This is a genomic window from Caballeronia sp. LZ008 (assembly GCF_031451435.1).
In the GTDB taxonomy this organism is placed as follows: domain Bacteria; phylum Pseudomonadota; class Gammaproteobacteria; order Burkholderiales; family Burkholderiaceae; genus Caballeronia; species Caballeronia zhejiangensis.
Window position 1 is genome coordinate 220,850 of the sequence record NZ_JARUXK010000001.1, and the last position, 13,940, is coordinate 234,789.

The following is a 13,940-nucleotide window of genomic DNA, read 5'->3' on the forward strand; positions in this document are numbered from 1 at the left end:
CGATGCTCGCTCTCACCGATTTTTCGTCGCGCCTCATCGCGTGGCAACGCATTCACGGCCGTCACGACCTGCCGTGGCAGAACACGCGCGATGCTTACCGCATCTGGCTGTCGGAGATCATGCTGCAGCAGACGCAGGTTTCCACCGTCATTCCGTACTACGCGCGATTTCTCGAACGCTTTCCGACGGTATCGGCGCTCGCCGATGCGCCCATCGACGACGTCATGGCGCTCTGGGCCGGGCTCGGTTACTACTCGCGCGCGCGCAATCTGCACCGCTGCGCGCAGGCCGTCGCGTACGAGCACGGTGGCGCGTTTCCGCAGACCGTCGACGAACTCGCGCTGCTGCCGGGCATCGGACGATCGACGGCAGCGGCGATCGCGTCGTTCGCGTTCGGCGCACGCGCGACGATCCTCGACGGCAATGTGAAGCGCGTGCTCGCGCGCGTATTCGGCGTCGAAGGTTTTCCGGGCGAGAAGAAAGTCGAGAAGGCGATGTGGACGCTCGCGGAATCGCTCTTGCCGGAAGCCGCGAACAACAACGATGTGACCGCTTACACGCAAGGCCTGATGGACCTCGGCGCGACGCTGTGCGTGCGCGGCAAGCCGGACTGCGCGCGCTGTCCGTTCGCATCGGATTGCGTGGCGAAGGTCGAAGGGCGTCAGCGCGAGTTGCCCGCCGCGCGCCCGAAGAAAGCCGTGCCGACGCGCAAGACATGGATGCTGGTCCTGAGGGACGGCGATTCGATCCTGCTGCAGAAGCGTCCGTCGATCGGAATATGGGGCGGATTGTGGAGCCTGCCCGAAGCGGCGGACGAAGCCGCGCTAGCGCAAGTCGCGCAGCGTCTCGGCGCCGATGAACATCTGCAGCGACTCGCGCCGATGTCGCACGCATTCACGCACTTCAAGCTGGATATCGAGCCGCGGCTCGGCGAGGCGCGCCAGGCGCCGCGCGACTTGATGGACCTCGAAACCGTCTGGGCGTCGCTCGCGAAGATCGACGCCTATGGCGTGCCCGCGCCAGTGCGCAAGCTGCTCGACGCGCTGACAGGCACGCTCCTCTAAAGCAGTTGATGATGCTGCATGTAGTGATGCACGACGTCGATGCGCGCGCCGGCGTCCATCAACTCCATGAGCTTCTGGCGTGCGCGCATCGGGATCGGCAGGATTTCGGCGAGGCGGTTGGAGACCCAGGTGGGATCGTCGTATAGAAAGGGCTCGACGAAGGGCAGATTCTGCGGCTCGCGTTCCTTGATCGTGTCGATGATGCGCTCCAGCACTTCTGCGCACGCGCCGAATTTCGCGAGCGCCTCGGCGCCCTGCAGCGGCTGATCTTCACCCAGCAACTCGGCCGTGCCGACGATCAGATTGCTCGGCTCGACACGATGATCGGTGAGCCGGAAACGATCGGTTCCGCGTGCCTGCACGAGAAGGAGACCGAAGGTATCGACATCGCATTCCGCGATTTCGGCCAGGCAGCCGATGCTTTCCGGCACCGACGGATCGCCCGGCGAGGCGACTTCGTGCCCGCTCTTGAGCAGGCACACGCCGAACGGCGTCTGCTCGCGCAGACACTCGCGCGCCATGTCCAGATAGCGTGCCTCGAATATCTTGAGCGGCAGCAGGCCGCCGGGAAAAAGCACGGTGTGAAGCGGAAACAGCGGCAAGTCGGCCAGAACAGGATTCGCGGACATCGCGTCCCTCCAGGATGGACCGCCGGCGCGGCGATCAGGTTCGCGTGTGGATCGCGCTACCCGGCGGGGATGGGCGCGTCACGATGCCGCACGATCACATTTGCCGTCTCGCAAAAGCGCGCGGCGAGCGCCTCCGCGATGAACACCGAGCGATGCTGGCCGCCCGTGCAGCCGATCGCGACAGTGAGATAGCTGCGGTTGTCGTCGCGAAAACGCGGCAGCCATTTGCCGACGAACGCGCCGATATCGTCGATCATCTCGCCGACCAGCGGCTGCGCGGTGAGGAAATCGATGATCGGTTTGTCGAGGCCCGTGAACGGGCGCAATTCGCGGTCGTAGTACGGATTGGGCAGCGTCCGGACGTCGAAGACGAGATCGGCGTCGAGCGGCACGCCGCGCTTGAAGCCGAACGATTCGAACATCAGCGTGAGGTCGGCGGCGTCGGTTTCGACGAAGCGCTTGACCCACGCGCGCAGAACGTTCGCGCGCAAATTGCTCGTGTCGATCTGATGGCCGTATTCCGCGAGGCCCGCGACCAGTTCGCGCTCGCGTTCGATCGCTTCGGCGAGCGAGTTCAGCACGCCGACATCGGCTTCGCGCATCGGCGGGCCCGACAGCGGATGACGCCGGCGCGTCTCGGAGAAACGCTGGATCAGCGACTGCGTGCTCGCGTTGAGGAACAGCACGCGCAGATCGAAGTCCTTCGAGAGCTTGTCGATGATGGACGGCACTTCATCGAGCGAGAGACTCGAACGCGCGTCGATCGCGACGGCGAGGCGCGTCTGGCCTTCTTTCGCGAGATAGTCGGCGAGTTCGGGCAGAAAGCGCGGCGGCAGGTTGTCGACGCAATAGTAGCCGCCGTCTTCAAGCGCGTTCAGCGCAACGGACTTGCCGGAACCGGAGATGCCGGTGATCAGGATGATACGCATGGGTCTCGGGAAATTCGCTTTTCCTAAGCTTAGCACCTGCGCCCGATTCGTTTCGGCGCGCGCTCAGATCAGCTTGCCGGGAAACTGGCTGTCGGGATCCTGCATCGCAAGGCGTTGGCGATCCATGAAGTCGCGCAAGGTATCGATGCCGCGCAGTTGCAGAATCGTGTTGCGCACCGCGGCCTCGACCAGCACGGCGAGGTTGCGGCCCGCGGCGACCTGAATCGTCACCTTGCTGATCGGCAGGCCGAGCACGTCGACGGTCTGGCTTTCCAGCGGCAGGCGCTGGAATTCGCCGTCCGGCCGGCGCACGAGTTGCACGATCAACTTGAGCTTCATCTTCCGGCGCACGGCGGTTTCACCGAAGATCGTCTTGATGTCGAGCAGTCCGAGGCCGCGCACTTCGAGCAGATTTTGCAGCAGCGGCGGACAGCGGCCTTCGACGAAATCGGGGCCGAGGCGCACGAAATCGACGGCGTCGTCGGCGACGAGTCCGTGGCCGCGGCTGATGAGCTCCAGACCGAGCTCGCTCTTGCCGAGACCGGAGTCGCCGGTGAGCAGCACGCCCATCCCGAGGATGTCGATGAACACGCCGTGCAGCGTCGCGCGCGGCGCGAGAATGCGCGACATGTACGCGCGCAGGCTGTCGATAACGGCCGCCGCCGACATGCGCGTCGTGAAGAGCGGCGTCGACGAGCGCGTGCAGCGCAGAACGAGCTCCGGCGGCGCGCCCACTTCGCCCGCGACGACTAGAAACGGCGGCTCGAGCGCGATCAGCTCGGCCATGTGGCGCGATCGGTCTTCGTCGGACTGGCGCTGGTAGTAGTTGATCTCGGCGTCGCCGAGCACCTGGATACGGTTCGGGTGAATCAGGTTCAGGTGACCGACGAGGTCGGCGCTCGACGTCGCGTTGGCGACCGTCTCGCTCGAAAAGCCGCGTTCCCAGCCTTCATGCCCGGTGAGCCAGCTGAGCTTAAGAGCGGCGGCGTTGTCGTCGAAAATGCTTTGGGCGTTGATGCTGGACGTATCCATGAGACCGGAACTCCGTTGGAAGCCGGGAGCAGCCTTTGCGTCACGACGAAGCGGGTCGCTTCGATACGCTGCATGGCGCTGCGTTTGACCGATTGTGCCCCAGAAGCCTTGCGTAAGCGAGGCGCGTCCGGCGCGGAGGCGGCACGGACGCGCAACGCTATGTTCGGGTGGCTATTACGGTTGCCATTGCGTGAGCACCTGATAGAGCGCGTCACGATCTTCTTCCTTGTGCAGACGCTCGCGCGCCTCGGTGTCGGAGAGCAGTTGGGCGATCTCCGACAGAATTTCAAGATGCTGCTGCGTCGCCTGTTCGGGCACAAGCAGGAAGATGAGCAGAGAGACCGGCTGGCCGTCGGGGGATTCGAACGCGACGGGTTCGGCGAGACGCACGAAGGCGGCGAGCGGTTGCTTCAGCCCCTTGATGCGGCCGTGCGGAATGGCGACGCCTTCGCCGAGGCCGGTCGAGCCGAGGCGCTCACGCGCGAAGAGATTGTCGGTGACGGTGCTGCGAGCGATGCCGTTCTGGTTCTCGAAAATCAGGCCCGCTTGCTCGAATACGCGTTTCTTGCTGGTAACGGACAGTCCGAGAACCACGTTCTCGATGGGAAGAAATTTGGCTAAACGATTCATGTTGGCAGGCGAAAGCGTGGCCTGATAGCTCCTCATCGTGGCCGCTGTCTGAAAGCGCTCACGGCGATGGTGAAACGGAAAGTGCGCTGGCGGCGTTGCCTGCAGCGTGCCTGTCGTGCGACCCCGAAAATTACCGGACCATTATAGAACAGGGCACTGCCCGATGGTGCGCCGCGCAATGGCACGGTTTTCAATTCAATGTGCAGGACAAAGCCCTGAAAATCAATGGCTTGTATCACCTAGCGGCAGAAATCCAACAAAAAAGCCGCCAGTCGGGGCGGCTTCGGTTCGGTGCATGCGCCGATCCATCGTTTCCGGATATTCGAGGACTCCCTCCAATCAGTCCCGCCGTCCTGTGGCGGCGGGTTTTGCTGTCATCCGGCGATCAGACTTCGTGCATGCCGTGCTTCATGCTCACGGCGACGGCGCTTCCATCTCATGCGACTCGCCGCGGTACTTCACGGATTCATGGGCGTGGCCCTGGATCTTGTCCTTGTGCTTGATGACCTGCCGATCCAGCTTGTCGACCATCAGGTCGATGGCCGCGTACATATCAGCGTCACAACTCTCGATGAAAATGTCCTTGCCCTTCAGGTGCAGGTTGATTTCCGCCTTCTGCCTCTTTTCCTTTTCCCTATGATTGTCGACCGAGAGGACCACGTTGCCGTCGATCACTTGATCGAAATGACGGAGCACCCTGTCCAGTTTCGTGATCACATACTCGCGCAACGCAGGCGTCAATTCGAGGTGGTGTCCACTGATCTTCAGATTCATAGTTGCTCTCCAAGCTAATGGCCGCTAGGCCACGTCGGCTCGTCCGATACCGGTCGGCAATGTGTCCCGCCGGCGCGTCATCCTGGCGCGCTTGACAAACGGGGCGCATCGGCCGGCACGTCCGCGCTTTCGCGTTGCGGCCGGTAAACGCCCATCGCAACACGCGATGGACTACAGAGACGGGTCATAGAGACTTGCGCAGATTCACTGCCGGGATCTTGAGGGCTTCGCGGTACTTGGCTACGGTGCGCCGCGCTACCACGAATCCTTGTTCCGCCAGCAGTTCGGCGATGCGGCTGTCTGAAAGAGGAGTTTTGGGGTCTTCCGCTCCTATCAGTTGCTTGATGAGGGCCCGGATCGCCGTTGACGATGCCGCGCCTCCTGTGTCGGTCGAAACGTGCGATCCAAAGAAGTACTTAAATTCAAGCGTCCCGAATGGGGTGAGCATGTACTTGCCTGTGGTCACACGAGAAACCGTCGACTCGTGTAAACCCAGCGTATCAGCAATCTCCCGCAAAACCAAGGGGCGCATGGCGATTTCGCCATGTGCAAAAAAGTTCTTCTGACGCTCGACAATTGCCTGCGCGACACGCAGGATCGTCTCAAACCTCTGCTGAATGTTCTTGATGAGCCAGCGCGCTTCCTGAAGCTGCTGACGCAACGAACCGCTGCCCGGATCGCCGCGATTGTTGCGCAGGATGTTCGCGTACAAATGGTTGATGCGCAGCTTCGGCACGATCTCCGGGTTGAGTTCAGCCGTCCAGCCGCCCGACGTCTTGCGCACGAGAATGTCCGGAACGACGTAGTCTGCTTCGCTCTTGCCATACGCCGCGCCCGGAAACGGCTCCAGCGACTTGATGAGCAAATGTGCGTCCCGGAGGGCGTCGTCGCTTGCCTTCAACTGTTTGCGCAGGCGCGTGAAGTCGCGCGCGGCGAGCAATTCCAGATGATTCGTGACGATCTCGAGCGCCAGCGTGCGCGTTGGCGAGCCATCGAGCCGCAGCAACTGCAGTTTCAAGCATTCCGATGCCGAGCGTCCGCCCACGCCGGGCGGATCGAAACTCTGCAGCAACGCGAGTGCCGCGCTCAGTTCGTCGAGATCGACTTCGAGTTCTTCGGGAAGATCGGTTTGGACTTCGTCGAGCGATGCCGTGAGATACCCGTCCTCGTCCAGCGACTCGATCAGAAACGTGACGAGCGCCCGATCGCGCTGATTCGCCGCGGTCATGCGCAACTGCGCCGTCAGATGGTCGCGCAGCGTCGTGGTCGATTCGTGGATTTGCAGCGGCGGCAGATCGTCGTCGTCGGAAGCATTGTTAGAACGGCCGTAGTCTTCCAGATTCCATGAACTCGAGTCCTGACCGCTGTCGGAGCCCAGGCCGTTGTACTCGTCGACGCCTTGCGGCTCGCTGTTTTCCGAACGCTCGGAACTGGAACTGCTCGACGTGGAGCCGTTGCTCATCATCGAATCGGGCGGCGCGCTCGATGTGGCCGGCGCCGCGATCAGCGAACCGTCCGCGGCGACGCGCAAAGGGCTCGCAATCCAGTCGTCGTCGTTCTCGAGCAGCGGATTCTGAGCGATGGCCATCGCGACTTCCTGCTGCAGTTCGAGCGTCGACAACTGCAGCAGCCGGATCGACTGCTGAAGTTGCGGGGTCAGCGCAAGATGCTGCGAGAGGCGGAGTTGGAGGCTGGCTTTCATGGCAAAGTTTTAATCATTGTAGAGAGTTTGCCACGCGCGCGAAACCTCGCGGGGATTCCAAAAAAGCGCATGCCGCCCACGGGGGCGGCACGTAAGTTTTGCAACTTTCGCATGATGCGGCGCACTATCAATGCGGCCTTTGCGACGGTGCGCTCACATGCGGAAATGCTCGCCGAGATAGACGCGGCGCACGCTTTCGTTCTCGATGATTTCGCTCGGCGCGCCCGCCGCGAGCACGGTGCCGTCGCTGATGATGTAGGCGTGATCGCAAATGCCGAGCGTCTCGCGCACGTTATGGTCGGTAATCAAAACGCCGATGTTGCGCTGCTTCAGAAACTTCACGATTTTCTGAATTTCCAGCACCGCGATCGGATCGACGCCCGCGAAGGGTTCGTCGAGCAGGATGAAGCTCGGGTTGGTCGCGAGCGCCCGCGCGATCTCGACGCGACGGCGCTCTCCGCCCGACAGCGACAGCGCCGGATTCTCGCGAAGATGCGCGATCTGCAACTCGTCGAGCAAGGCTTCGGCGCGCTGTGTTATGGCGTCTTTTGACAGGCGTTTGCCCGACGCATCGGTTTGCAGTTCCAGCACCGCGCGGATGTTCTGCTCGACAGTGAGCTTGCGAAACACCGATGCTTCCTGCGGCAGATACGACAGGCCGAGGTGCGCGCGCTGGTGGATCGGCAGAAGGCTGATCGAGTTGCCGTCGAGATCGATTTCGCCGGCATCGAGCGGCACGAGGCCGACGATCATATAGAACGACGTGGTCTTGCCCGCGCCGTTAGGGCCGAGCAACCCGACCACTTCGCCGCTCTTCACATCGAGCGACACGTCCTTCACCACGGTGCGCGAGCCGTAACGCTTCTTCAGATTGCGGACGACGAGCGAACTCGACTCGCCTTCCGGCTTACGGTGGGGCATGGCGGGCGAATTCACTGCTGCGGCGTTCCTTGAATGGTATTCGACGGAGAAAGCGTGGCAGGCGAACCGTTCAGCGGCGCGGCGCCGCCTGAACGCGGCGCGAGCATCGCGCGCACGCGGCCGCTCGGATTGCCGGGTCCGGCCTGGTCCTTGCCCGCGCTCGCCGTGTAGAAGTCCTTCTGGCCGTCATAGGTGATCACGCTGCCGTGCACTTCGTCCTGCACGGTCGTCAGGCCTTGCAGGCGGCGCACGACGGCGCGCGTCGTGAGCTTCGTGAAGTCGTTCTTGCCGTCGTAATCGATTCGCACCGCGTTGCCGTCGATGTACTCGTTCAGACCGTCACGCTTCTGACGGAAATATGAGAGATTGTTGCCGGTCGACGTGCCGGTCGCGTACTGATAACCCTGCGGGTCTTGCGTCACCTCGACGCGGTCGGCCTTGATCACGATCGTGCCTTTCGTCGCGACTACGTGACCGGTGAAGATGTTCTTCTGATTGAGATCGTCGTACGACATGTTGTCCGCTTCGATGTTGAGCGGCTTGTCGCGGTCGGCCTTTTCGGCGTGCGCCGGCAGCGCGGCCAGCGCGACCGCGATGGTCAGGGCGGCAGCGAGCCCGGCCCGCACGGCGTGCGTGGCACGGCGCGCGAGCATTGCGCGCGCAGGGCCGCCATCGGGACGAGGGAACCTTTCGTTCATGCAGTCACAATTCGGATGGGAGTGCCGGGATTACTTGGACGAACCGCCGTTGATATCCGTGGCTGCGATCGCGCCGCGCACGTTACCGAACAGCTTCATCACCCGGGTCACGTTGTTGTAGTTCATGCCAGAGGCCGTCATCACCGACGGGCCGCGCTGAAGTCTAACCGGTTTTTCCGTTTCGATGACATCGTCGTTCACCAGCACGCGAAAATGCTGGGAATCCGCCTGCATCTGCGGATCTCCGTAACCGGCCGCGCGCACGATGCGCGCGTCGTCGTAGAGATCGACGATCGAGACGTCGCCATTGACCGTGCCGCGCTGGGCCGTCGCCGTGACGGTCGGCTTCATCGGCTGGAACATTCGCATCGCGGGCAGCGTGAGCTCGCTGATCTCGTCGTCTTCGTAATGCACCATCGACTTCGCCGTCAGACGATATTGCGTCGTGCCAGTGGCGTCGAGCTCGGAAACCGAAAAGTTGTTGGCGAAGTAGTCGGGCGTGTGGCGCTTCTCGGGCGCGGGCGCCTGCTGTGCTGGAGGCAGCGTGGCCTGCAGCAGCCAGTAGGTGATGCCGGCCAGCGCCGCCACCGCGAGAAGCGGCAGGAGCGAGGCGAGCTTTCCGGGGCGCGGCATGGCCTCAGCCTCCGAGCGCTGCGGCGAGCAGTTCGTCGTAGCGATGTTGCGCGCGCAGGATCGCGTCGCAGACTTCGCGCACGGCGCCGTGGCCGCCGCGCGCTTCCGCGACCCAGTGCACGCGCTGAATTACTTCGGGATGCGCGTTCGCGGGCGCGGCCGCAAAGCCGCAGCGGCGCATCACCGCGAGATCCGGCCAGTCGTCGCCCATGTAGCCGCATTCGTCGGCCGGGATGCCGGTGGCTTCGAGAAGTTCGGCGAGCGCGACGGTTTTATCGCCGACGCCCTGATAGAGATGCGTGATGCCCAGTTCGCGCGCGCGCGCCGCGACGATGCCCGATTGCCGTCCCGTGATGATCGCCGTCTGCACGCCGACCGACTGCAGCATCTTCACGCCGTGGCCGTCGAGCGAATTGAACGACTTCATCGCGTCGCCTTCGGCGGTGAAATAGAGACTGCCGTCGGTGAAAACGCCGTCGACGTCGAACACCATCAGCTTCAGACGGCTCGCGCGTTCGGCGGCGGTGAGAGGCTTCTGCGCCATCAGATTACCTTCTTGGAGAAGAGGTCGTGCATGTTCAGTGCGCCGATCAGCGTCGCATCGGCGTCCACGACCAGCATCTGATTGATGCGAAAGCGCTCCATCAGTTCCACGGCTTCGACCGCGAGATGATCCGGCGCAATCGTGCGCGGATTACGGGTCATGACATCGGCGAGTTTCAACGCGCGGAAATCGCCGTCGCGCTGCAGGATGCGGCGCAGGTCGCCATCGGTGAAAATGCCGTGGACGTGACGATTTTCGTCGATGACCGCGGTCATGCCCATGCGCTTGTCGGTGATCTGGAAGAGCGCGTCCGCAACGGTTGCGTCGAGCGAAACGACCGGCACTTCGTCGCCTACGCGCATCACGTCGCGCACATAGGTGAGCAGGCGCCGCCCGAGCGCGCCGCCCGGATGCGAGCGCGCGAAGTCGTCGGGACCGAAGCCGCGCGCGTCGAGCACGGCTACGGCGAGCGCATCGCCGAGCGCCATGGCGGCGGTCGTGCTGGCCGTCGGCGCGAGATTCATCGGACACGCTTCCTTTTCGACGCGTGCATTCAGATGCATGTCCGCCAGTTGCGCGAGACTCGATTCGGGACGGCCGGTGATCGCGATCAGCTTTGCCCCAAGCCGCTTGATGAGCGGCAGAATGGCGACGAGCTCCTCGGTTTCGCCCGAGTTCGACAGCGCGATGAAGATGTCGTCGGCGGTGACCATGCCGAGGTCGCCGTGGCTCGCTTCGGCCGGATGCACGAAGAACGCCGGCGTGCCGGTGGAGGCGAGCGTCGCGGCGAACTTGCGCGCGACGTGGCCCGACTTGCCGATGCCCGAGACGACCACGCGGCCGCGGCAGCCGAGCAGCGTTTCGACCGCGTTCGTGAAGTTGTCGTCGAGGAGTTCGGAGAGCCCGCGAACGGCGTCGGCTTCGATCTGAATTACGTTGCGAGCCAGCGCCAGCGCCCGGTCGCCATTGATTTTCGCTATCATGCGCGGAGTATAGCAAAGGCGATTCCGGGCCGCCCCGTACGGAGCCCGGTGCGCCGCCGTCTATCCGCCCCCGCAAGCCCTGTCGTCAGGGGCCTTTTTAAGATGCCGGAGCGCCCGATTCACGCGCCTCGGAACGCTGACGAACGAGGACGCTAGTCGGATGCCGATTTCTCCGCTCGAAATGACGCTGTTGCTGCTGCTCTGCTCCGTGGCAGGCGTCGTCGTATTTCGCTATTTCAACCTGCCGCCGATGCTCGGCTATTTGACGGTCGGCATCATCGTCGGGCCGCACGCGGCGGGCATCGCGCCGGACACCGACCGCGCGCAGCATCTCGCCGAATTTGGCGTCGTGTTCCTGATGTTCTCCATCGGGCTCGAGTTTTCGCTCTCGAAGCTGCGCTCGATGCGGCGCATCGTGTTCGGACTTGGCGCGAGCCAGGTCGGCGCGACCATCGCGCTCGCGATGATCTTCGGCTGGATCGCCAATTTCTGGATCGGCATGTCGTGGCAGGCGAGCTTCGCGCTCGGCGGCGCGATGTCCATGTCCTCGACCGCCATCGTCAGCAAGCTGCTCGCCGAGCGGCTCGAGCTCGAATCCGAGCACGGCCGCAACATCTTCGGCGTGCTGCTGTTTCAGGATCTGGCGGTCGTGCCGCTGCTCATCATCATCGCGGCGTTCGGCAACGGCCAGTCGTCGCAGCTCGCGATGTGGCTCGGCATCGCCGCGGTGAAGATCGTCATCGCGTTGACGGTGCTGCTTTTCATCGGCCAGAAGTTCATGACGCGCTGGTTCGACCTCGTCGCGCGGCGCCGCTCGCAAGAGCTGTTCATGCTGAACCTGCTGCTCGTGACGCTGGGCGCGGCGTTCATCACCGACAAGTTCGGTCTGTCGCTTGCGCTCGGCGCGTTCATCGCGGGCATGCTGATCGCGGAGACGCCGTATCGGCATCAGGTGGAAGAGGACATCAAGCCTTTCCGCGACGTGCTGCTCGGTCTGTTCTTCGTGACGACCGGCATGCTGCTGAATCCGCGCGTGATCTGGGAGCATCCGTTTCTCGTGCTCGGCTTTTTCGTCGTGCCGATCCTGCTCAAGGCGGTGATGATCACCGGTCTCGCGCGCGCGTTCGGTGCGACGCCGGGCGTCGCGATGCGTACGGGCCTCGGTCTCGCGCAGGCGGGCGAGTTCGGCTTCGTGCTGCTGAATCTGATTCTGGATTCGCATCTCGTCGATTCCACGATCCTGCAAGCCATTCTTTCCGCGATGCTGCTCTCGATGCTCGCCGCCCCGTTCATCATCCAGAACGCGGACCGGATCGTGCTGCGGCTCTCGTCGACGGAATGGATGCTGCAATCGCTGCAAATGACGAAAATCGCGACGCAGAGCCTGAAGCAGAGCGGCCACGTCATCATCTGCGGATACGGCCGCGCCGGACAGAACCTCGCGCGCATGCTGGAGCAAGAGGGCATTTCGTATGTCGCGCTCGATCTCGACCCGGATCGCGTGGCGGCGGCAGCGGCGGCGGGCGAATCGGTCGTGTTCGGCGATGCCGGACGGCGCGAATCGCTGCTCGCGGCGGGCCTGCATCGCGCGGCGACGGTCGCGATCACGTACGCGAACACGCCGTCCGCGATGCGCGTGTTGCACAACATCCACGAACTCGCGCCGACTTTGCCGGTGATCGTGCGCACCGTCGACGACGCCGATCTCGAAAAGCTCACCGCGGCGGGCGCGACGGAAGTGATTCCGGAGATCGTCGAGGGCAGCCTGATGCTCGCATCGCACACGCTCGTCCTGATGGGCGTGCCGATGCGCCGCGTCGTGCGGCGCGTGGAGGAAATGCGCGATGCGCGCTACAGCCTGCTGCGCGGCTATTTCCACGGCGCCGACGACGTCGACGACGACGATGGCCACGAGCAGGTCCGGCTACAATCCGTACCCATCGACGCAAATTCCGAAGCCGTCGGGCATTCGCTCGACGATCTCGGACTCGTCGGCAACGGTGTCGAAGTGACCGCGATCCGGCGCCACGGCATCCGGGGCGTCGCACCGGACCCCGAAACCAAGCTGCGCGCGAACGATATCGTCGTGCTGCGCGGCCTGCCCGAAGTGCTGGCGCAAGCCGAGGAACGGCTCTCGCGCAATCGCCGGGCAGCCTAGCTTCCCTCTTTTGTCACCAAGGCGAACGCGCGGCCTCACGGCGCGGACTCCGGAGAAGTCATGTCCATTACCCCCTCGCACGCCCAGCTCGACGCCGCGCGTTTCATCAAGGAGCGCGTGCGCACCGTCGATAACTGGCCGCAACCCGGCGTGCAGTTCCGCGATATCACGACCATCCTGCAAGACCGCAAGGCGCTGCGCATGCTGATTGACCTGTTCGTGCAGCGCTATATCGACGAAAACGTGAACGTGATCGCCGGCATGGACGCGCGCGGCTTCATCATCGGGCCGATTCTCGCGTACGAGCTGAGCCTCGGTTTCGTGCCGATCCGCAAGAAGGGCAAGCTGCCGTACAAGACGCTCGAACAGTCGTACGAGCTGGAATACGGCCGCGCGACCGTCGAGATTCACGAGGATGCGTGCAAGCCGGGCGACCGCGTCGTGATCGTCGACGATCTCGTCGCGACCGGCGGCACCATGATGGCCGGCAAGATTCTGCTGGAGCGGCTCGGCGCGCAAGTAGTCGAGGCGGCGGCGATCATCGATCTGCCGGATCTCGGCGGCTCGAAGCTGCTGCGCGAAAATGGCGTGCCGCTTTATACCGTGTGCGAATTCGCCGGACATTGACATGCCCAACTTTCTGCTCTTTCTCGCGGCTTCCGTCGCGATCACCGTCGCGCCGGGGCCGGACAATCTTCAGGTGCTCGCGCGCGGCATTTCGCAAGGACGGCTCGCGGGCGTGGTCGCGGCGTGCGGGTTCGCATTCGGCGTGATCTTCCATACGACGCTCGCGGCGCTCGGGGTTGCAGCACTGCTGCGTTCGTCGCCGATGGCGTTTCAGGCGGTGAAACTGGCGGGCGCGGCGTATCTCGTGTGGATCGGCATCAAGGCGCTGCGCAGCCACGGCCTCGCGACCGCGCACGCGCGCCCGAGCCAGCCGCTTACGACCGTGTTCCGCCAGAGCGTGATCGGCAACATGTTGAATCCGAAAGTGACGCTGTTCTTCATCGTGTTCCTGCCGCAGTTCGTCGATCCGCACGGCGCGCAAAGCGTGATGCTGCAGATGTTCGAACTCGGCGCGCTCTTCATGCTGCAGACGGTCGTCGTGTTTTCGCTTTTCGGCATCGGCGCGGGAATGATCGGCGCGTGGCTGAAGCGCCGTCCGCGCGTGGGCGTGTGGCTCGACCGGCTCGCGGGTGTCACGTTCATCGCGCTCGGCATTCGCGTCGCGCTCAAGGACTGA

At 63.7% G+C, this 13,940-nt stretch carries 15 protein-coding genes; 4 read left to right on the plus strand and 11 right to left on the minus strand.

The genetic code is table 11. The features are described 5' to 3' along the window. Positions 1 to 2: 2 nt before the first annotated feature. Complete coding sequence (mutY, locus tag QCE49_RS01130) at positions 3 to 1,064, plus strand: A/G-specific adenine glycosylase (RefSeq protein WP_008351695.1); 1,062 nt, start codon at positions 3 to 5, stop codon at positions 1,062 to 1,064. Here the strand turns inward: mutY and QCE49_RS01135 are convergent. From QCE49_RS01135 to kdsD, 11 genes are all read right to left on the minus strand, one after another. After that, entirely contained in the window at positions 1,061 to 1,693 is a 633-nt protein-coding gene (locus tag QCE49_RS01135; RefSeq protein ID WP_008351694.1) for an LON peptidase substrate-binding domain-containing protein, read from the minus strand. The genes mutY and QCE49_RS01135 overlap by 4 nt on opposite strands. A gap of 56 nt (positions 1,694 to 1,749) precedes the next feature. Continuing rightward, positions 1,750 to 2,622: an RNase adapter RapZ gene (gene rapZ, locus QCE49_RS01140; RefSeq protein WP_008351693.1), complete on the minus strand. Its 873-nt coding sequence runs from the start codon at positions 2,620 to 2,622 to the stop codon at positions 1,750 to 1,752. Positions 2,623 to 2,685: 63 nt separating this feature from the next. Next, complete coding sequence (gene hprK / locus QCE49_RS01145) at positions 2,686 to 3,654, minus strand: HPr(Ser) kinase/phosphatase (RefSeq protein WP_008351692.1); 969 nt, start codon at positions 3,652 to 3,654, stop codon at positions 2,686 to 2,688. A gap of 174 nt (positions 3,655 to 3,828) precedes the next feature. Then, positions 3,829 to 4,284 (minus strand): PTS IIA-like nitrogen regulatory protein PtsN, encoded by a 456-nt coding sequence (gene ptsN / locus QCE49_RS01150; RefSeq protein ID WP_008351691.1) that lies wholly within the window; start codon positions 4,282 to 4,284, stop codon positions 3,829 to 3,831. Positions 4,285 to 4,698: 414 nt separating this feature from the next. After that, on the minus strand, positions 4,699 to 5,058 hold the full coding sequence (gene hpf / locus QCE49_RS01155; protein WP_008351690.1) for a ribosome hibernation-promoting factor, HPF/YfiA family: 360 nt from the start codon (positions 5,056 to 5,058) through the stop codon (positions 4,699 to 4,701). Positions 5,059 to 5,242: 184 nt separating this feature from the next. Further along, on the minus strand, positions 5,243 to 6,760 hold the full coding sequence (locus QCE49_RS01160; protein WP_034470542.1) for an RNA polymerase factor sigma-54: 1,518 nt from the start codon (positions 6,758 to 6,760) through the stop codon (positions 5,243 to 5,245). Between the two features lie 153 nt (positions 6,761 to 6,913). After that, entirely contained in the window at positions 6,914 to 7,681 is a 768-nt protein-coding gene (lptB, locus tag QCE49_RS01165; protein WP_085955336.1) for an LPS export ABC transporter ATP-binding protein, read from the minus strand. Between the two features lie 11 nt (positions 7,682 to 7,692). Continuing rightward, complete coding sequence (gene lptA / locus QCE49_RS01170) at positions 7,693 to 8,379, minus strand: lipopolysaccharide transport periplasmic protein LptA (RefSeq protein ID WP_033536543.1); 687 nt, start codon at positions 8,377 to 8,379, stop codon at positions 7,693 to 7,695. Between the two features lie 30 nt (positions 8,380 to 8,409). Further along, the gene (gene lptC, locus QCE49_RS01175; RefSeq protein ID WP_008351682.1) at positions 8,410 to 9,012 is read right to left on the minus strand and encodes an LPS export ABC transporter periplasmic protein LptC; all 603 of its coding nucleotides are present in this window, start codon (positions 9,010 to 9,012) and stop codon (positions 8,410 to 8,412) included. A gap of 4 nt (positions 9,013 to 9,016) precedes the next feature. Continuing rightward, positions 9,017 to 9,556 carry an HAD family hydrolase gene (locus tag QCE49_RS01180; protein WP_034470545.1) on the minus strand — a complete coding sequence of 180 codons (540 nt, stop codon included), beginning with the start codon at positions 9,554 to 9,556 and terminating at the stop codon, positions 9,017 to 9,019. Next, positions 9,556 to 10,539 (minus strand): arabinose 5-phosphate isomerase KdsD, encoded by a 984-nt coding sequence (kdsD, locus tag QCE49_RS01185; RefSeq protein WP_008351678.1) that lies wholly within the window; start codon positions 10,537 to 10,539, stop codon positions 9,556 to 9,558. Before kdsD ends, QCE49_RS01180 begins: the two co-directional genes overlap by 1 nt. Positions 10,540 to 10,699: 160 nt before the next feature. Here kdsD and QCE49_RS01190 point away from each other — a divergent pair, with 160 nt between their 5' ends. Genes QCE49_RS01190 through QCE49_RS01200 form a run of 3 tightly spaced genes read left to right on the plus strand, consistent with a single transcriptional unit; the run spans position 10,700 to position 13,940 of the window. After that, positions 10,700 to 12,697, plus strand: coding sequence for a monovalent cation:proton antiporter family protein (locus QCE49_RS01190; RefSeq protein WP_008351676.1), 1,998 nt, complete (start codon positions 10,700 to 10,702; stop codon positions 12,695 to 12,697). Between the two features lie 60 nt (positions 12,698 to 12,757). Continuing rightward, positions 12,758 to 13,324 carry an adenine phosphoribosyltransferase gene (locus QCE49_RS01195; protein ID WP_008351675.1) on the plus strand — a complete coding sequence of 189 codons (567 nt, stop codon included), beginning with the start codon at positions 12,758 to 12,760 and terminating at the stop codon, positions 13,322 to 13,324. A gap of 1 nt (position 13,325) precedes the next feature. Then, positions 13,326 to 13,940: a LysE family translocator gene (locus QCE49_RS01200; protein ID WP_008351673.1), complete on the plus strand. Its 615-nt coding sequence runs from the start codon at positions 13,326 to 13,328 to the stop codon at positions 13,938 to 13,940.